Consider the following 17385-nt stretch of genomic DNA (forward strand, 5'->3'; position numbering starts at 1 on the left):
TTTTAGTATTTTTATTTTTGATGAAAAAAATACTACAGATATCTTTTCACTATTAAAAATTCTTATACTCCAGGAATTCATGAAAAAATACTCCTAAAACCTTCCATTTCTCCCAAAATGAAGGCTGATATCTAGTATTTTCGTTTTTGATGAAAAAAACAGCTCAGAAAAATGTACATTTTCTCAGTTCTATGATGGTAAACTAATCGTGCGCTTGTTATAAAACCAGCTTTAATCCTTTCAAGAACTCAGAATAATACCACTGAAACCGGAACCTCTACCTTAAAAACGGTAGTATATGATACCAAAAATGCTCCTCTAAAAAATATAACGGGTTATATGAAGATGATTGATAATGAAGATGAAAGCGGATCTGCACACAATACATTAAGCTATAACCACATCATCAGTTACAATAATGGAACCGGAACTGAATGACCATATTTAAATCTAATTTCGAATATAATTCCAGCGGTTATCCTACCAAAGAAATCCGAAGCTATTATGATAAAAATGGGACTACATTTACAGGTTCCACAGACGTTAATACTTACGAATACAATCATTTATAATACAAAAGAGCCACTAAGGCTCTTTTTTTTGCAGATATGTTAATTTTTTCACAAGTAATAGAATTATATAGATGATTTTTATATATTTGAGTTGAATCAAACTAAAAATACCATGAAAAAATTAAGCAATCAGAAAAAACTGACTAAAAAAGCATTGAAAAATATCACAGGAGGAAATGGACCTGGGATATGCTGGGAAGGTCTTTGCAGGGTAAGAGGAACAGATGATGAATATACTGTAGGACCTTTAGACAGCACCGGATTTTGCTGCTAATCCAATACACTAAAAACAATAACCAAAATCAAATCATCATGAAAAAATCAAACATTCAAAAAAGAAAACTGACAAAAAGTGAGTTAAAAGAAATTACAGGAAGTGGCAGAGTATGCTGGGACGGATTCTGCCGCAGAGGAGAATTTGAAGAATGGCAGCTTGGAGCTGGTGACAAAAATGGCTATTGCTGTTAATACATTGAAACTTGTTAGATAAATCAGGATTGAGGCAGCCCCTCAATCTTTTTTTATAAAATAGATTCTCTTCTAAAAAAGTTAACAATTTGACTCACAATATTTTGAACATAATAAAATATCTTGTAAATTAGCTTTTACCAAATTAAAATTATTATGAAAAATTTAAAAAATCAGAAAAGAAAATTGAGTAAAATTGAGCTGAAAGAGATCAGCGGTGGAGCAAACAGACCTGTATGCCCAAGAGTAATAAGCTGTACAGATCCTCATACCGGAGAAGAACGTTCTGGAGTTCCGGGGATGCAGGATGGATTCTGCTGCTAACACAAAATAACTGTAAAAAAAATGATTGGATTACCCTCCAATCATTTTTTTTATCGAGTTCAGCTTCATTAAAGCTTCAATTGGTGTCAATGTATTAATATCTATTTTCGTTAATTCTTCGCGGATATTCTCCAGGACTGGATCATCAAGCTGGAAGAAAGAAAGCTGCATATTTTCTTCTGTCACTCTTTTAATACTCTCAGAAGTACTTCCATTTCCCTGCGTTCTGCTTGCCTCAAGAGTTTTAAGGATCTCATTCGCTCTGTTGACCACTTTGGCAGGCATTCCGGCCAGTTTTGCAACGTGGATACCAAAACTGTGTTCACTTCCTCCCGGAACCAGTTTTCTCAGGAAAATAATATTCCCTTTGTTTTCCTGGATAGAAACGTGGAAATTTTTCACCCTTTCGAAATTGACAGTCATTTCATTCAGCTCATGATAATGCGTTGCAAATAACGTCTTCGCTTGTGTAGGATGCTGATGAAGATATTCTGCAATAGCCCATGCAATAGAAACCCCGTCATAAGTGGAAGTTCCACGACCGATTTCATCTAGCAGGATCAGACTTCGTTCTGAAATGTTGTTCAAAATATTGGCTGCCTCATTCATCTCTACCATGAAAGTAGATTCTCCTGCAGAAATATTATCGGTAGCTCCTACCCTTGTAAAGATTTTATCCAGCAATCCGATTTCAGCATGTTTGGCAGGCACAAAACTTCCAATCTGAGCCAAAAGACATACAATAGCTGTCTGACGCAGAATTGCTGATTTACCGGCCATGTTAGGCCCTGTTACCATGATAATCTGCTGGGAATCTTTATCCAGGAAGATATCATTCGGAATATATTTTTCTCCTAGCGGAAGCGCATTTTCAATAATCGGGTGTCTGGCTTCTTTTAAATCAATCGCATAGCCGTCGTTCAAAACAGGCTTTGTATAACTCTCAGAAACAGCCAGTTCAGATAATCCCGCAGCCACATCAAGCTGGGCAATGATATTAGAATTCCCCTGAATCTGATCTATATAAATCATTGTTTCTCCACATACATTTCTGTACAGTGAAGTTTCCAGAACGCCTATTTTTTCTTCGGCACCAAGGATCTGGTTTTCATATTCTTTCAGTTCTTCGGTAATGTATCTTTCAGCATTCACTAAGGTTTGCTTTCTTACCCAGTCATCCGGAACTTTATCTTTATGAGTGTTTCGAACTTCAATATAGTATCCGAAAACGTTGTTAAAATCAATCTTAAGGCTGGTAATCCCAGTTCTTTCAATCTCTCTCTGGCACATTTCATCCAGGAAACCGCGTCCTTTGCTCTGAAGATTTCTCAGTCTGTCAAGCTCTTCAGAAACCCCTTCTTTAATGATATTTCCTTTCGCAATATTTACTGGAAGCTCTTCATTAAGATGGTTCTGTAGGAATTTAATCAGTTCTTCAAGATCAAATAAAGGCTCTAACCACGCCAGTACATCTGCATGAGGATGCAATAAAGCTTTGATTTTATGAATATTAATTAAACTCTGACGTAAATATCCCAGTTCTTTAGGTGAAATTTTCTCTGCAGCCAGTTTTCCCATTAATCGGTCAAGATCAGAAATGGATTTCAGAAGCTGGCAGATTTCATATTTCAGCGCATCATTTTCGTTTAAGAAATCAATCAGAGATAGTCTTCTCATGATCTCATCCACAGACTTTAAAGGAAGAATAATTCTCCTTCTCAAAAGCCTTCCTCCCATCGGAGTGGACGTTTTATCAATGATATCCAACAGTGATTTCCCCTGTGGATTGCTTGGATAAACAATTTCCAGGTTTCTCAGGGTAAAATTATCCATCATCAGATAATCTTCCTGAGGAATGATCTGAAGCTTTGTAATATGAGCAAGCAGATTATGATGCGTATCTTCTACCAGATACGCAAAAATAGCTCCTGCCGCTGTAATCGCCAGCGGAAGGTTTTCTACTCCAAAACCTTTTAATGAATTGGTTTTGAAATGATTCGTTAATTTTTCGTAGGCAAAATTATATTGAAAAGCCCAGTCTTCAAGCTTAAAGGCATTCTTATTTTTGATCTGTTCCGGAATCTGTGTACTTCTCTGGAAAATAATCTCACTGGGATCAAAGGTATTCACAATGTGCAAAATCTTTTCCAGATTTCCTTCACTTACCAGAAACTCTCCGGTAGAAATATCCACTAAGGCAATTCCGTATTTCTCTTTTTCTTTATGCAATGAAAGAAGGAAGTTATTCTTTTTGGAATTCAAAACCTGATCATTGAAGGTAACCCCAGGCGTAACCAACTCAGTAACACCACGTTTTACGATCCCTTTCACCATTTTCGGATCTTCCAGCTGATCACAGATTGCCACCCTCATTCCCGCTCTTACCAATTTTGGAAGATAAGAATCTACAGAATGATGTGGAAACCCAGCAAGTTCTATATGCCCCTCACCATTGGCTCTTTTGGTAAGCACAATACCCAGAATCTGAGAAGTTCTGACAGCATCCTGCCCAAAAGTTTCATAAAAATCCCCAACCCTGAACAATAATAGCGCATCAGGATATTTTGCCTTGATGGTATTGTACTGCGTCATTAACGGGGTTTCTTTCTTCGCTGCTTTTGCCATAGTAAAAAATGAGCCCCAAATTTAAAAAAATAAATTCAGGGTAAGAGAATTGTTTAGGGGTTAATCTTCTATACTTTTCTTTAGGGGTTAATCTTCTATACTTTTCTTTATCAGTAATTAATCGTATTTTTCAGCCATCAAATCACATTATTCATGGAATTTCCTGTTTTAGAGACTGAAAGGCTTATTTTGCGTCAGCTTACTTTTAATGATACCCAAGATCTTTTTGAATATTTTTCTTTAGATGAAGTTATGGAATATTATGATCTGGATACCTTCAAGACGGAAGACGACTCCCGACGTATTATCCAGCACTTCAATAGTGAATTTGAAAAAGGCAAAGGCTTCAGATGGGCTCTGGAACTGAAATCCAATGGAAAAGTCATCGGCACCTGCGGCTATCACAACTGGTACAGGGAACATTTCAGAGCAGAAGTCGGCTATGAGCTCAATCCCAAATTCTGGCAACAATCCTATATGAAAGAAGCCATTCTTCCTATTTTAACCTATGGATTTGAAACAATGAGGCTTCATCGTGTGGATGCTTTCATAGATCCTTCCAATATTTCTTCTGAAAGACTGTTGACTTCTTTAAATTTCAGCAAAGAAGGAACATTGAAAGATTATTTTTTTGAAAAAGGAAAATTCGTAGATGCAACAATCTTCGGACTGATTAATAAATAAGCTGGAAGCACGAAGATGGATGATGGAGGTTTCTATTGGTGGTTTAAATAATGATCACCCTCTAAATAAAATGTAGTCTATTAGTACTGAGCTGTAAAGAGACTTCCCTCCTCCAGCTTCCATCTCCCTTTCCTCGTTATTTTCCTGTTCTCGTGTACTTTTCCAAAGCCTCGGAACTTTTCTTGTAGGCCCATTTTTGCTTATAATTCACCCATTTTGCTTTGAAAATTTTTCGCATCAGTTTATCCGTATACCTCATAATGAAGACATGATATAACATACTGGCAAAGACATTGGGTTTATTGGGAAGAGCCCTCAGTGAAAGCGAAAAACCGGGTTCCAGATATCTGTTGAAGTGCCAGAAAGCTCCTGGAATAAAGAGCGCATCGCCATGCTCCATGAAAATTTCGTATCCTTTGGCATATTTCAGCGCCGGAAACTTTTCGTAATCCGGATTTTCGTAGTCGACATCGTAAACGGTGTGAACAGACAAAGGTACTTTATATAAAAACGGAGACTGTTTCTGATCAAATAATAAAATTCTTTTCTTTCCTTCAAAATGGATGTGCATAAAATCCCCCAGATCCACATCATAATGCATTAAAACATGAGCTTCACTTCCACCGAAGAATAAAGTCGGAAGTCTTTTAAAGAACTTTATTCCAAGATCCGGATAGGTAAAGTTTTTCAGCAGCTCGGGAAGTCTGTCTGTGATGATATAGAAAAAGATTCGCAGATCAGAAGGCTTGTTTTTGATGGTATCAATATAGTCCTTCATTTTCATATGGGTAACCGGGGCATCAGAACTTTTCGCAGCATCAGCCGGTTTGTTATCATACAACGGAACTTCCTGATCTCCTGCTTTTTCTTTGATATAGGCAAGATTCCATTTATCAAAAGCGTCCCATCTACTGGCAAAATTCTTAATCAAAAGAGGTTTTTGCTTTTTAAAATAATTTTTCTGAAAATCTTCTTTGCTGATATCATTTACAATATCTACGTTTTCGAGGATCATGTATTTTGTATTTAATGCGAACTAAAAATAGTGCTTTTTTGAAACCTGAGAAAATTAAGATTAAAATGGCTGGAAGCTGGAAGAGGGATGCTGGAAGTTAAGATTTGTCTTGCAAACGTCTATACATCACTCTATAAAAAGATTTTTATGGAAAACTTAGAGCTCTTCTTCAGCTTCAATAACTTCCCGCTCCCAGTTTCAGACTTCCTTACTTTATTAGCAGAGCTCAGATGAAAAAATTATATTTGTAGTAATAAGCGAGTTTATGAGAGTCTACAATACCAAACATTTCATTAAAATCCTTTTCAGTTTACACAAAAGTGATACTTTAAAAATTCTTTTCCCAAGTATGATTCTTGTAGGATTATATTCCTGGGGAATTCAGTATCTCGAAGTTGAATATTTGCACCTTACCACAAAATCAGGAGTGAGCAATGTTGGTATGATCCATTCTCTGCTGGGTTTTGTACTTTCTCTTTTGCTGGTTTTCAGAACCAATACTGCTTATGACAGATGGTGGGAAGGCAGAAAACTTTGGGGAAAACTGGTCAACGACACCAGAAACTTTGCCATAAAAATCAATACTATTCTTGGTGATAACCGCCAGGATGCTGAGCAGATAGCAAGGTATTTAAAATACTTTCCTCACTTTTTAGCCAAACACCTTTCCAAGGAATCCACAAGGCTGGCTTTGGATGAAGATTATTCTGAAATTGAAAGCTCGTTAAAAAATCATGGCCCAAGTGAAATGATTATCCTTCTCACTCACAAATTGAACCAGTTAAAAAAAGAAGGTAAAATTTCAGAAGTTGAAATGCTGTACTTAGACACTCAGCTTTCCGGATTTCTGGATGTATGTGGAGGTTGTGAAAGAATCAAAAACACTCCAATTCCTTATTCCTACTCTTCTTTCATCAAGAAATTTATTATTCTGTATGTTTTTGCGCTTCCTATTGCCTACGTGATTACGATAGGTCTTTTCATGATTCCGCTTACAGTCTTTGTATATTATGTCTTGATGAGTCTTGAACTTATTGCAGAAGAAATTGAAGATCCGTTCAATAACGATGAAAATGATATTCCAATGGAGACTTTAGCTCAGAATATCGAGAAGAATGTACATCAGATTATGAACAGAAAATAAAAAATCAAGCTTCTAAAGCTTGATTTCTTTAAGTTCACCATCCTGTTTTATTTCTACAAATTTGCTTTCCCTGTTGGCAGCAGAATATCCGTAGAAAAACGTACTGTATATGGGTGTGGAATACAAATAGGCTCCATATCCGTTATAAGCATTTGAAGTCCCGGTTTGCTGCTGATAACTTGCTGAAGCTGTGAAATTCACGATCGTTTCAAGATAGTATTTCCCGGGTTTCAGTTTTTCAAATTTAAACCTTCCTCTATTATCTGTTAAAGCCTCTACTCTATATTTAAAGGCTTCCTCAGACATATAGACAGTTGTCTTTTTATTCTCATATTTCCTCCTCATATCATAAAACTCCTCAAAATAAGGTGTCACCGGAAAAAGCATCACTACAGTTCCTTCTTTAGCATAATGTTTTTCTCCCAGAAGAGGCTTTATTCCAAGGGCTGTCTTTTGTTTGGTAGAAGCCACTCCTTCAATGGTAGAATTTCCGAATCCAAGCATCTCTCTGGCTAATTTTTTATCGAAGAAAGCTTGTGGATAATACGTGTTCTGCGCACCCAAATACATAAATCCCCATGTCAGTATAAATAATGTGAGTAATTTTTTCATAGTATATTTTTGAGTCAAATATAAGTATTTTACTATTTTTGAAATAAAAATAGCTATGAAGTACATGTTTCTATTGTTTTTTTCCACTTCTGTTCTGATCACAGCTCAGAAACCTTGTGGATATAAGGACGGGCTACAGGAAGGATCCTGCAAAGAATTCTATGACAATGGTCAGGTAAAAAATATGGTAGAATGGAAGAAAGGGAAACTGGATGGTGATGCTGTTTTTTATCACGATAACGGAAAAGTACAGTCAAAAGGAGAATATAAAAAAGGATACAAAGTAAAAGAATGGTCCTATTTCGATAAGACCGGAGTGCTGACTTCCAAAGAAGCTTTCAGAAACGGAGAAAAGAACATTTATGACAACAGTCTTACTGCAACGTTCTATTCTCCTGCCGGTAAAATAGTTGAAATTTCTAATTATAAATTCAATAAATTACAGGGAGAAAGCAAAACCTTCCATGAAGACGGAAAGTCTATAAAAGACATTGGGCAATACGACAATGGGCTTGCCACCGGAAAATGGAAAGTGTTTTATCCATCAGGAAAATTGCAGCGTGAAACGGAGCTTGCCAACGATAAAAGAAACGGCAACAGAGTTCATTACCGTGAAGACGGAAGCATAGAAAAAACAGAGGTCTATCAAGACGGAAAATTAATCTCAACAAAATAATACAATTGGTACAGAAACTAAAACTGGAAGAACTAAACAGAATAGATGTAGAAACATTTAAGAAGGTTGAAAAAATTCCGTTGGTCATCATTTTAGATAATATCAGAAGTATGCACAACGTAGGTGCAGCTTTCAGAACGGCAGATGCCTTCTTAATTGAAAAAATAATCCTTTGTGGAATTACACCGCAACCACCTCACCGTGAGATCCATAAAGCGGCATTGGGGGCAACGGAAAGTGTAGACTGGTCTCATGAAGCAGAAACTAATAGTGCTATTGCTGATTTGAAAAGCAAAGGATACGAAATCATCGGGATTGAGCAGACTACAGGAAGTCAGCTTATTACTGATTTCACCATTGACAGATCGAAAAAATATGCTTTAATTTTAGGAAACGAAGTGGAAGGAATCAGCGATGAAGTACTTCCGAATATTGATGTGTTTTTAGAAATTCCACAGCTTGGAACCAAGCATTCTCTTAATGTAAGTGTGTGCGCCGGAATTGTGATGTGGGAATTTGCAAAAGCATTAAAATAAAAAAACTGCATATGTCCTTAGTAGACAGTGCAGTTTGAAATAAATCTAATAAAAAGTAAAAATGAAAGGCGACAAAGGTACTTTATTTTTTTTTACAAACAAATTTTGACGGCATTTTTTTTGTTTCATCTTAAAAAAAGTCGGCTTTTCAGAAAAAGTTTCGTTTAATTTTTTATAAATTAGCACAATGTTTATCAAGGACTATATCTCAAAAGACTTTCCATGTTTTAGCCTGTCTGACTCCATAGAGTCGGCCAGAAACCTGTTGGAAGACTTCGGATATTCCCATATTTTCATCAAAAAATCTCATCACTTCTTCGGAGCCATTGCCATGGATTTTCTGTATGAAGAAGATGGGGGAACACTGAAGGACCTGGAACACCAGATTGAACGGTTTGCAATTCTGGAGGACAACAATGTGATGGACAGCATCCGTCTGTTTTATACTTTCAGCTCCAATGTGATTCCGGTGATTAATAAAAATGAAAAATATCTGGGCTATATTACCTGTGAAGATGTTTTTCAGGACCTTTCCCGTTATCCTTTATTTTCAGAAACAGGAGCTATTCTTACCGTAGAAACTCCGGCCAGAAAATATTCAATGACGGAAATTACCAATATTGTAGAAAGCAACAATTCGAAGTTTTACGGAGGATTTATAAGCTTTATGTCTGAAGAGGTGGTCCAAGTCACAATAAAGATCAGTAATGAAAACCTGGCCTCGATAGATGCTACATTTGACCGGTACGACTACAGAATTGTTGAAAAATACTATTCTGATGAGAAATCCGATCTGTTTAAAGACCGTTATGGTTTTTTACAAAAATTCATAGAAATATAACATGAAGGCAGCCATATATTCTCAGAAAAAAGATCTTGATACTTTTTTATATTTAAGCAAGTTTATCTCTGAACTTGAAGCAAGAGGTGTAAAATCTGTTCTGTATGATGAAATGGCTGAAGCACTTCAGTTTTCAAAAATATTCGAAACTTTCAACTCCAAACAGGATCTTCTTGATAAACAGGTAGATTTGTTTTTCACTTTTGGTGGAGACGGAACCATTGTAAATTCTTTAACCTTTATTGAGGATCTTGAAATTCCGGTGGTAGGAGTTAATACAGGAAGACTAGGATTTTTAGCCTTTTTCACAAAAGAAGAAGCCTTTAAAGAACTGGATTCCATTTTAAAGGGAGATGTAAAAACAAGCCGCCGTTCAGTAATTGAGGTCGTTTCGCCCAAACTGGAAGGAGCTTTCCCTTATGCATTAAACGACGTTACCGTTTCCCGAAAAGAAACGACATCGATGATTACCGTGGATTCTTATATCAATGATGAGTTTCTGAATGTATTCTGGGGTGATGGTGTCATTATTTCAACACCTACCGGTTCTACCGCTTACTCTCTGAGCTGTGGCGGACCAATCATTTCTCCCAACAATGAAAATTTCGTCATTACTCCGATCGCTCCTCACAATCTGAATGTGAGACCTTTAGTAGTGAATGACAAAGTAGAAATAAAATTCAGGGTGGAAAGCCGTGTACCTCAATACTCTCTTTCCTTAGATTCCCGACTGATACACATAGAAACGGATAAGGAAATCATTATCAAAAAGGCAAAATTCCAGCTTCTTCTGGTACAGCCCAACGGTTTGAGTTTTTACGAAACCATCCGTCAGAAGCTCCTTTGGGGCCGAGATAAAAGAAACTAGTAATTTCTTAAAAATGATTACCTTTACACGAAATTAAAACACCTAATAAATTTATAATAAAAAGTAAAACATGAGCAGAATTTTTCCGGCAGGAGTTGCCACAGGTCAGTTAGTTACTGATATCTTTCAGTATGCTAAAGAAAACAAATTTGCATTACCTGCAGTAAACGTAATTGGATCAAGCAACGTCAATGCTGTAATGGAAACTGCAGCGAAATTGAACTCTCCTGTAATTATCCAGTTTTCTAATGGTGGAGCTGCATTCAACGCAGGAAAAGGATTAAACAATGACGGACAAAGAGCTGCTATCCTTGGATCTATCGCTGGAGCAAAACATATTCATACTCTTGCTGAAGCTTACGGAGCAACAGTAATTCTACACACAGACCACTGTGCAAAGAAATTACTTCCTTGGATTGACGGACTAATGGATGCTAACGAAGAATTCTTCAAGCAGACAGGAAAATCTCTTTACTCTTCTCACATGCTGGACCTTTCTGAAGAATCTTTAGAAGAAAACCTTGAGATTTCAGCTCAGTATTTCGAAAGAATGGCTAAGCTTCAGATGACTCTGGAAGTAGAAATCGGAGTAACTGGTGGTGAAGAAGATGGTGTAGACAACTCAGATGTTGACAACTCTAAATTATATACTCAACCTGAAGATATCGCTTATACTTATGAAAAATTAAAAGCGATTTCTGATAACTTCACTATCGCTGCTGCTTTCGGTAACGTACACGGAGTTTACAAACCAGGTAACGTAGTTCTTACACCGAAAATCCTTGACAATTCTCAGAAATATGTTCAGGAAAAATTCGGAACAGCTGCAAAACCTATCAACTTCGTATTCCATGGAGGTTCAGGATCTACTTTAGAAGAGATCAGAGAAGCTATCGACTATGGAGTAATCAAAATGAACATCGACACTGACCTTCAGTTTGCTTACACAGAAGGTGTGAGAGACTATATGGTTAACAATATTGAATATTTAAGAGCTCAAATCGGAAACCCTGAAGGAGAAGAAAAACCTAACAAGAAATTCTATGACCCAAGAGTTTGGGTAAGAAAAGGTGAAGAAACATTCTCTACAAGATTGGTGAAAGCATTTGAAGATTTAAATAACGTAAATACTTTAAAATAAGAACTGTACATTTGTATCAATGTAAAAAGTATTCATAGAAATACATTTACATTGGTACATTTTACATTTATACATTAATACAAACAAAAATGGCATTCGACTGGTTTAAAAGAAAAGCAAAAAACATTACCACTTCTACTGATGAGAAAAAGGACGTTCCCAAAGGTCTTTGGCATCAGACTCCATCCGGAAAAGTAGTGGAACATGATGAACTAAAGAGAAATAACTATGTTTCTCCTGAAGATGGATTTCATGTGAGAATAGGAAGTGCAGAATTTTTTGACATCCTTTTTGACGGTGGTAAATTTACCGAACTGGATGCTAATGTTGAAAGTATTGATATCTTAAACTTCAAAGATACAAAGCCTTACAAAGACCGTTTGAAAGAAGTAAAAGCTAAAACTAAGCTTACAGATTCTATCAGAAACGCTGTAGGAACTGTAAAAGGAACTGAAATGGTCGTTTCTTGTATGGACTTTGCTTTCATCGGTGGATCTTTAGGTTCTGTAATGGGAGAAAAGATCAGAAGAGCTGTAGATTACTGTATCGCACACAAACTTCCGTATATGATTATCTGTCAGTCCGGAGGAGCAAGAATGCAGGAAGCTACTTACTCTTTGATGCAGCTGGCAAAAGTTCAGGCTAAATTAGCTCAGCTTTCTGAAGCTGGACTTTTATACATCGCTTATCTTTGTGACCCTACATTCGGTGGAATTACGGCTTCTTTTGCAATGACTGCTGATATCATTATGGCAGAACCGGGAGCACTGATCGGTTTCGCAGGACCAAGAGTAATCCGTGAAACAATCGGTAGAGACTTACCGGAAGGATTCCAGACATCAGAATTCTTACAGGAAAAAGGATTTGTAGATTTCATCGTAAAAAGAACTGAAATTCAGGATACTGTTGCCAAAACAGTTAATTTATTAGCTGTAAAAGCATAGTATCTGTAACAAAAACAATACAATCTCTCTCTAATTAGGGAGAGATTTTTATTTATGAGGACTTTTAAGATATTTTTCAATACCATCAGAAGCATGAGTTTTAAAAAGATTATCCGTCTTTTATCACTTGTCCTTCCCCATCCTCTTTTCGCTTTATTAAGTTTTCATGCTACGGTAAAGGCATTTACCATTGCACAGAAAAAATTCCCTGCAACAGCCTCCAATAACGGAATTGGAAATGCTTTCAGACATGCCCTGTGGTGCTGCTTCATTATGATGTACTGCTGCAAAATCTCTTCCCCTAAAAAAGCACTGGATTTCTGCAAGAGAATAACAGACATGCATGAAGAACTCTTCCCCAATGAGCCTTTAGAAACTAAAATGGATCTCCATAACAACAAAATCGGAATGGATTATTTCATGGAAATTTTACCCGGAATTCACCGCCAGTTTTTTGAGAAAAGCTTCTTTGTAGACGCACTGGTCAAAAAAATGGATGATGCTAAAGTTCTGAAAAATCTGGATGATGATTTTGAAGGACATCTTGTTTATCTGGAAGAGTAAATTATTTTTATTTTAAACGCTAAAGATCGCAAGGAAAATTTAAAAACTTTATGCATATTCTCGTCCGCAAGGGCATTTCATTCAACAATGTTCCATAATTGAAGTTCTCTTTGCTTAGTGCTAACGCCTTTGCGAACGAGAAAAATCATTTTTCCCATTATTTAGGAACTTTGCGAACACTGCGTTAAAATAATATAAAACTGCCAAACCATCATTAGCTCTCTTTCATACCGGAATAACAAAAGACTTTAGTTATTTTTGTGGTTTAAAGTATTTTTGATAAGTTTAAACAATTAAATCAATCAGATGGTTCTCAGCAGAATTTGGTCGGCTTTCATTATCATTGCCATTGCCATTGCCAGTATAAAATACGTTTCGTCAGGTAACTACAAAACCATTTTCAATGATATGGTAGTGGGAAAAGGAGGTGATACAGTGAAGATTGCTTCTCAGCCTATGAACAGCCTCTCTCCTGTTGTCAGAGACAGCCTGATGAAAAAAAATGATTTTGCAGACAGCAGAATTCATTACAAAACAGATTCTTTAAAACAGAATGTTAGCGTTTACCGTGTTCAGGAAGCCGATGGAGTTATCGGAACTTCAGAAACTGCAGTGAAGATCTGTCTTGGTCTTATCGGAATTATGACCCTGTTTATGGGATTCATGAGTATTGCTGAAAAAGCAGGAGGAATTAACCTTCTAAGCCGTTTGATTCAGCCATTTTTCTCCAGATTATTCCCTGAAATTCCGAAAAATCATCCTGCATTCGGACATATGCTGATGAACTTCAGTGCCAATCTTCTTGGATTGGATAATGCAGCCACTCCTTTTGGTTTAAAAGCAATGGAAAGTCTTCAGACTTTAAATCCTAATAAAGATACCGCAAGCAACTCACAGATCATGTTTCTGTGTCTTCACGCAGGAGGAATGACCCTGATTCCTGTTTCTATTATTGCAATCCGGGCGTCTATGGGATCTAAAACCCCCACAGACATCTTTCTGCCTTGTATGATCGCCACTTTTGCAGCTACGCTGGCGGCAATGATTATCGTTTCTTTGTATCAGAAAATCAATCTGCTTCGTCCGGTAGTAATAGCTTATGTAGGCGGAATTTCAGCAATTATTGCTTTATTAGTTCTGTACCTTGTACAGTTGAGTAAAGATGAACTGGATGACTTCAGTAAAGTACTAAGCAATGGTTTAATTCTGTTTATCTTCCTTGCAATTGTATTAGGAGCCGTTTATAAAAAGATCAACGTTTTTGATGCCTTTATTGAAGGCGCAAAAGAAGGTTTCACTACCTGTGTTAAGATTATTCCTTATCTGGTTGGAATGCTGATTGCGATTTCGTTATTAAGAACTTCCGGTGTATTTGATGTAATTATTGACGGGATGAAATGGGTAGCCAACGTTGCCAATATGGATCCAAGATTTGTAGACGGACTTCCGACTGCGTTAATCAAGCCTTTATCCGGTTCCGGAGCCAGAGGAATGATGGTGGATACAATGACCACATTCGGGGCTGATAGTTTTCAGGGAAAATTAGCCGCTGTACTTCAGGGAAGCTCAGATACGACGTTCTACGTCATTGCAGTATACTTCGGTGCCGTAGCCGTTAAGAATACAAGATATACGGTAATTGCTATGCTTCTGGCCGATTTGGTAGGCGTTATCACAGCCATTGCATTGGCATACTTATTCTTTGCTTAATTAAATTAAACGTTACTGGTTGAGCAGATGCTATTAACTTTAAACATTAAACTTAAAACTTTAAATCCATTATGATCACAGATAAAGAATTTACCCTAAGACTCATCCGTCAATTAACCCAGGCATTGGAAAAACTTATTCTGGATAAACCTGAAGAAAGCTTAATGCAGAAAGAGCTGGATTTTGATACATTGATGAGAGATATCTTTAAGATGAGCTTCACAGAGGTTGCTTCTAAAACTAAGGAAGAAATGATTGCTATTGTGAATGAAAGACAGGAAAGAGATCACAAAGATTATTATGAAATGTTGGGAAATCTTTTCTATTTCAACAGCAGACATGATCAGAACAAAGATTTTCAGGATAAAGCAAAGACATTCTATGAGCTTTATCTTCAGACCAGCGGTATCTTTGCCCTTCCGGTCATCAACAGAATAAATGAATTAAAAAAAGCACTTGAATAAAGTGCTTTTGTATTTTAGAATGTAATTTTATAAGTTCCGGTAGAAGAAGTATTGGCTTTCTCTGCCTTTACATATTTCTTAACCCAGCTCACAGAGGTAGATGCTACACAAGGATCTGAAACACCTCCGGATCTTCTTGCAGACACCACATTTCCTGCTTTATCTACCGTATAAGCAATGGTAATTGATCCACTTGCCGTACAGCTGTGAGAAGGCTGTGATCCTCCTCTTCCCATTGTTCCGGGAATATAGCCCACCAGTTTTCTGTCGATCCCTACTTTACTGTCTCCGTTTCCATCTCCTCCTAAAGGATCTCCTGCATTTCCAATGCCTTCACCAGTGCCCTGGCTTCCGGCTTTGGTTCCTCTTCCTTTGATCAGGTTTCCGATAGCTGCAGTTCCTTTTCCGTCTCCATTTCCTGTTTTTGAGTTAGCCGTAGCGGCTCCTGATTTTTTAGTATTTTTTGAAGCACTTGTACTGGTCGCTTCTTTTTTCTCAGCTTTTTTGGATTCCTCTTTTTTAGGAACAGTAGCTTTTGAATTATTTCCTGTAATTACCTTCTCCTTAACCTCAGTTTTCTTTGGTTCCGGAGTAGGAACTGGTTCTGGTTTTATAACTGTTTTTGTTTCCGGAACAGGAGTTTCTGCAGGCTCAGGAGTTACTTCTTCTGTGGCTGCGGCAAGACTTCCCGGCTGTTCAGCAGGTTCTTCAATTCCTTTTCCATTTCTGTTGTCTCCAAAGTTCACCAGCATGGTAGTAACCACTTCAGGATCTTTGTCCAGTTCAGGCTTTAATTTATACAAAAAAACAAAAAGCAGAATAGCAGCCCAGATGAGAATAGAAAGCAGTGCGCTCTTTACTCTATCTTTATTTTCTTCGTTTCTGTTTGCTGTATAGCTTTTCATCTTAAAACGTAATTCTTTCCGGAAATCCGGGTCTGTTATTTATCTTTAACGGTTGCAATGGCAATGTTAAATTTATATTTCTCAGCAATTTCCATTACAAAAACAACATCTTTGTGCAATGTGTTTTCATCAGCTCTGATCGTAAATGATTTATTGGGCTGGCTGGCTAATTTATCTAAAATAATTTTCTCCAGTTCTCCTCTATTTACAGGATTATCATCCACAAAGAATGAGCCATCCGGTTTGATGCTTACCGTCACAGGATTCGGAATATTATCGTCAACGGCTCCGGCTTTCGGCAGATTCACATCAATAGCGCTTTGATTGGCAGCTGAAGAGGTGATCATAAAGAAAATCAGCATCAACAGGATAACGTCTGTCATCGCTGCTAAACTGAATTCCGGATTTGCTTTATTTCTTCTTTGAATTTTCATCGTAAGAAAGATTTATAAAGGTTTGTTGATAAGGTCTAAAAATTCTCCTGACATATTCTGAGCTTTCAGGACAAATTTATCAATCCTTGTCAATAGAATATTATAACAGAAGTTAGCAGGAATCGCTACAGCCAAACCTACGGCGGTCTGTCCTAAAGCGGTATAGATCCCTTCTGAAAGTGTTTTCGGTGAGAAAGATCCTGTTGCGTGGGAAAGATTAAAGAAAGCAATAATCATCCCGATTACTGTACCTAAAAGTCCCAACATGGGTGCGATACTCGGTACTACAGCCAAAAGGTTCAGGTTTTTTTCCATATTGGCAACCTCTACCTGTGCCTGGGATTCCATAGCACTTACAATATCAGAAACAGGACGTCCTAATCTTGAAATTCCTTTTTCTAAAATTCTTCCTTCAGGAGAGTTCTGGGTTTTGCAGTAATCTGCTGCTGCCTCTATTTTTCCTGCCTTGATGAAGTCTTCGATATTGTTCATGAAGTTGGAATCTGTTTTTGATGTCAGCCTTTTGATAAAGAAAAATCTTTCAAAAAACAGATATAGAGAAAACACTCCCAATAGTAATACAGTGACCATCACTATTTTAGCGAAAGCTCCTCCATGGAACATAATCTTCCAGAATGAGAACTCTAAGTTGTCTGCAGCAACTGCAGGTGTGGCGATTTGTGCAAATAAAATCTGAGAAAGTTCCGTTAACAGCATTAAATGTAAATTTTATTAAATTTCAACGACAAATGTAGGAGAATATTATGAATTGAACTCTTAAAAATTGCTTAAAAACAACTTAAATTTTGTTACAATTTTACAAACAGCAAATTTCTTTCCAAAAATAATTTTGAAAAG

The 17385-nt window shown here is 37.0% G+C and carries 21 protein-coding genes; 15 read left to right on the forward strand and 6 right to left on the reverse strand.

Translation table 11 applies throughout. The annotated features are described in order from the left end of the window. Positions 1-434: 434 nt before the first annotated feature. The 4 genes from NK356_RS19545 (at position 435) to NK356_RS19560 (ending at position 1364) form a co-directional block, all read left to right on the forward strand. On the forward strand, positions 435-572 hold the full coding sequence (locus NK356_RS19545) for a hypothetical protein (protein WP_156106407.1): 138 nt from the start codon (positions 435-437) through the stop codon (positions 570-572). Between the two features lie 112 nt (positions 573-684). Next, the gene (locus tag NK356_RS19550) at positions 685-846 is read left to right on the forward strand and encodes a bacteriocin (RefSeq protein ID WP_156106406.1); all 162 of its coding nucleotides are present in this window, start codon (positions 685-687) and stop codon (positions 844-846) included. Between the two features lie 38 nt (positions 847-884). Next, on the forward strand, positions 885-1040 hold the full coding sequence (locus NK356_RS19555; RefSeq protein ID WP_156106405.1) for a hypothetical protein: 156 nt from the start codon (positions 885-887) through the stop codon (positions 1038-1040). Positions 1041-1196: 156 nt separating this feature from the next. Further along, positions 1197-1364 carry a hypothetical protein gene (locus tag NK356_RS19560; protein ID WP_156106404.1) on the forward strand — a complete coding sequence of 56 codons (168 nt, stop codon included), beginning with the start codon at positions 1197-1199 and terminating at the stop codon, positions 1362-1364. Between the two features lie 30 nt (positions 1365-1394). Here NK356_RS19560 and mutS read toward each other — a convergent pair whose 3' ends face one another. Further along, positions 1395-3989 (reverse strand): DNA mismatch repair protein MutS, encoded by a 2595-nt coding sequence (gene mutS, locus NK356_RS19565; RefSeq protein WP_253317810.1) that lies wholly within the window; start codon positions 3987-3989, stop codon positions 1395-1397. Positions 3990-4142: 153 nt separating this feature from the next. Here mutS and NK356_RS19570 point away from each other — a divergent pair, with 153 nt between their 5' ends. Next, complete coding sequence (locus tag NK356_RS19570; protein ID WP_034694201.1) at positions 4143-4673, forward strand: GNAT family N-acetyltransferase; 531 nt, start codon at positions 4143-4145, stop codon at positions 4671-4673. A 136-nt stretch (positions 4674-4809) separates the two neighbouring features. On the opposite strand, the gene NK356_RS19575 is transcribed toward NK356_RS19570, so the two are convergent. Further along, positions 4810-5688, reverse strand: coding sequence for a cupin-like domain-containing protein (locus NK356_RS19575; protein ID WP_034694199.1), 879 nt, complete (start codon positions 5686-5688; stop codon positions 4810-4812). A 265-nt stretch (positions 5689-5953) separates the two neighbouring features. On the opposite strand from NK356_RS19575, the gene NK356_RS19580 reads away from it, so the two are divergent. Beyond that, positions 5954-6832 (forward strand): bestrophin family protein, encoded by an 879-nt coding sequence (locus tag NK356_RS19580; RefSeq protein WP_253317811.1) that lies wholly within the window; start codon positions 5954-5956, stop codon positions 6830-6832. Positions 6833-6844: 12 nt separating this feature from the next. Here NK356_RS19580 and NK356_RS19585 read toward each other — a convergent pair whose 3' ends face one another. Next, positions 6845-7444, reverse strand: a complete 600-nt coding sequence (locus NK356_RS19585; RefSeq protein WP_253317812.1) for a hypothetical protein — start codon at positions 7442-7444, stop codon at positions 6845-6847. 55 nt (positions 7445-7499) lie between these two features. On the opposite strand from NK356_RS19585, the gene NK356_RS19590 reads away from it, so the two are divergent. The 9 genes from NK356_RS19590 to NK356_RS19630 all read left to right on the forward strand — a co-directional run bounded on the left by NK356_RS19590 (position 7500) and on the right by NK356_RS19630 (position 15188). Next, complete coding sequence (locus NK356_RS19590) at positions 7500-8120, forward strand: toxin-antitoxin system YwqK family antitoxin (protein WP_034694195.1); 621 nt, start codon at positions 7500-7502, stop codon at positions 8118-8120. Between the two features lie 5 nt (positions 8121-8125). Then, positions 8126-8656 (forward strand): RNA methyltransferase, encoded by a 531-nt coding sequence (locus tag NK356_RS19595; RefSeq protein WP_034694193.1) that lies wholly within the window; start codon positions 8126-8128, stop codon positions 8654-8656. A gap of 187 nt (positions 8657-8843) precedes the next feature. Continuing rightward, positions 8844-9497, forward strand: coding sequence for a CBS domain-containing protein (locus NK356_RS19600; protein ID WP_034694191.1), 654 nt, complete (start codon positions 8844-8846; stop codon positions 9495-9497). Position 9498: 1 nt separating this feature from the next. Beyond that, positions 9499-10365, forward strand: coding sequence for an NAD kinase (locus NK356_RS19605; RefSeq protein WP_034694189.1), 867 nt, complete (start codon positions 9499-9501; stop codon positions 10363-10365). Between the two features lie 70 nt (positions 10366-10435). Then, a complete protein-coding gene (gene fbaA, locus NK356_RS19610; protein ID WP_034694186.1) occupies positions 10436-11506 on the forward strand; it encodes a class II fructose-bisphosphate aldolase in 1071 nt (356 codons plus the stop codon). A gap of 89 nt (positions 11507-11595) precedes the next feature. Further along, positions 11596-12450, forward strand: a complete 855-nt coding sequence (gene accD / locus NK356_RS19615) for an acetyl-CoA carboxylase, carboxyltransferase subunit beta (protein WP_002982142.1) — start codon at positions 11596-11598, stop codon at positions 12448-12450. Positions 12451-12504: 54 nt separating this feature from the next. Beyond that, the gene (locus NK356_RS19620) at positions 12505-13014 is read left to right on the forward strand and encodes a hypothetical protein (protein ID WP_034694182.1); all 510 of its coding nucleotides are present in this window, start codon (positions 12505-12507) and stop codon (positions 13012-13014) included. Positions 13015-13320: 306 nt separating this feature from the next. After that, positions 13321-14724 carry a nucleoside recognition domain-containing protein gene (locus tag NK356_RS19625; RefSeq protein WP_253317813.1) on the forward strand — a complete coding sequence of 468 codons (1404 nt, stop codon included), beginning with the start codon at positions 13321-13323 and terminating at the stop codon, positions 14722-14724. A gap of 71 nt (positions 14725-14795) precedes the next feature. Next, the gene (locus tag NK356_RS19630) at positions 14796-15188 is read left to right on the forward strand and encodes a hypothetical protein (RefSeq protein WP_034694177.1); all 393 of its coding nucleotides are present in this window, start codon (positions 14796-14798) and stop codon (positions 15186-15188) included. Between the two features lie 14 nt (positions 15189-15202). On the opposite strand, the gene NK356_RS19635 is transcribed toward NK356_RS19630, so the two are convergent. Genes NK356_RS19635 through NK356_RS19645 form a run of 3 tightly spaced genes read right to left on the reverse strand, consistent with a single transcriptional unit; the run spans position 15203 to position 17244 of the window. Beyond that, a complete protein-coding gene (locus NK356_RS19635) occupies positions 15203-16093 on the reverse strand; it encodes a hypothetical protein (protein ID WP_034694174.1) in 891 nt (296 codons plus the stop codon). A 35-nt stretch (positions 16094-16128) separates the two neighbouring features. Beyond that, entirely contained in the window at positions 16129-16527 is a 399-nt protein-coding gene (locus NK356_RS19640) for a biopolymer transporter ExbD (protein WP_253317814.1), read from the reverse strand. A gap of 12 nt (positions 16528-16539) precedes the next feature. Beyond that, entirely contained in the window at positions 16540-17244 is a 705-nt protein-coding gene (locus NK356_RS19645; protein WP_047426580.1) for a MotA/TolQ/ExbB proton channel family protein, read from the reverse strand. Between the last annotated feature and the right edge of the window lie 141 nt (positions 17245-17385).

Source organism: Chryseobacterium sp. S0630 (assembly GCF_024158915.1).
Lineage (GTDB): Bacteria > Bacteroidota > Bacteroidia > Flavobacteriales > Weeksellaceae > Chryseobacterium.

Bases quoted from the DNA above. Each gene is read 5' to 3' on its own strand.
- NK356_RS19545 (WP_156106407.1), top strand. From the start codon at position 435: ATGACCATATTTAAATCTAATTTCGAATATAATTCCAGCGGTTATCCT.
- NK356_RS19550 (WP_156106406.1), top strand. From the start codon at position 685: ATGAAAAAATTAAGCAATCAGAAAAAACTGACTAAAAAAGCATTGAAA.
- NK356_RS19555 (WP_156106405.1), top strand. From the start codon at position 885: ATGAAAAAATCAAACATTCAAAAAAGAAAACTGACAAAAAGTGAGTTA.
- NK356_RS19560 (WP_156106404.1), top strand. From the start codon at position 1,197: ATGAAAAATTTAAAAAATCAGAAAAGAAAATTGAGTAAAATTGAGCTG.
- mutS (WP_253317810.1), bottom strand. From the start codon at position 3,989: ATGGCAAAAGCAGCGAAGAAAGAAACCCCGTTAATGACGCAGTACAAT.
- NK356_RS19570 (WP_034694201.1), top strand. From the start codon at position 4,143: ATGGAATTTCCTGTTTTAGAGACTGAAAGGCTTATTTTGCGTCAGCTT.
- NK356_RS19575 (WP_034694199.1), bottom strand. From the start codon at position 5,688: ATGATCCTCGAAAACGTAGATATTGTAAATGATATCAGCAAAGAAGAT.
- NK356_RS19580 (WP_253317811.1), top strand. From the start codon at position 5,954: ATGAGAGTCTACAATACCAAACATTTCATTAAAATCCTTTTCAGTTTA.
- NK356_RS19585 (WP_253317812.1), bottom strand. From the start codon at position 7,444: ATGAAAAAATTACTCACATTATTTATACTGACATGGGGATTTATGTAT.
- NK356_RS19590 (WP_034694195.1), top strand. From the start codon at position 7,500: ATGAAGTACATGTTTCTATTGTTTTTTTCCACTTCTGTTCTGATCACA.
- NK356_RS19600 (WP_034694191.1), top strand. From the start codon at position 8,844: ATGTTTATCAAGGACTATATCTCAAAAGACTTTCCATGTTTTAGCCTG.
- NK356_RS19605 (WP_034694189.1), top strand. From the start codon at position 9,499: ATGAAGGCAGCCATATATTCTCAGAAAAAAGATCTTGATACTTTTTTA.
- fbaA (WP_034694186.1), top strand. From the start codon at position 10,436: ATGAGCAGAATTTTTCCGGCAGGAGTTGCCACAGGTCAGTTAGTTACT.
- accD (WP_002982142.1), top strand. From the start codon at position 11,596: ATGGCATTCGACTGGTTTAAAAGAAAAGCAAAAAACATTACCACTTCT.
- NK356_RS19620 (WP_034694182.1), top strand. From the start codon at position 12,505: ATGAGGACTTTTAAGATATTTTTCAATACCATCAGAAGCATGAGTTTT.
- NK356_RS19625 (WP_253317813.1), top strand. From the start codon at position 13,321: ATGGTTCTCAGCAGAATTTGGTCGGCTTTCATTATCATTGCCATTGCC.
- NK356_RS19630 (WP_034694177.1), top strand. From the start codon at position 14,796: ATGATCACAGATAAAGAATTTACCCTAAGACTCATCCGTCAATTAACC.
- NK356_RS19635 (WP_034694174.1), bottom strand. From the start codon at position 16,093: ATGAAAAGCTATACAGCAAACAGAAACGAAGAAAATAAAGATAGAGTA.
- NK356_RS19640 (WP_253317814.1), bottom strand. From the start codon at position 16,527: ATGAAAATTCAAAGAAGAAATAAAGCAAATCCGGAATTCAGTTTAGCA.
- NK356_RS19645 (WP_047426580.1), bottom strand. From the start codon at position 17,244: ATGCTGTTAACGGAACTTTCTCAGATTTTATTTGCACAAATCGCCACA.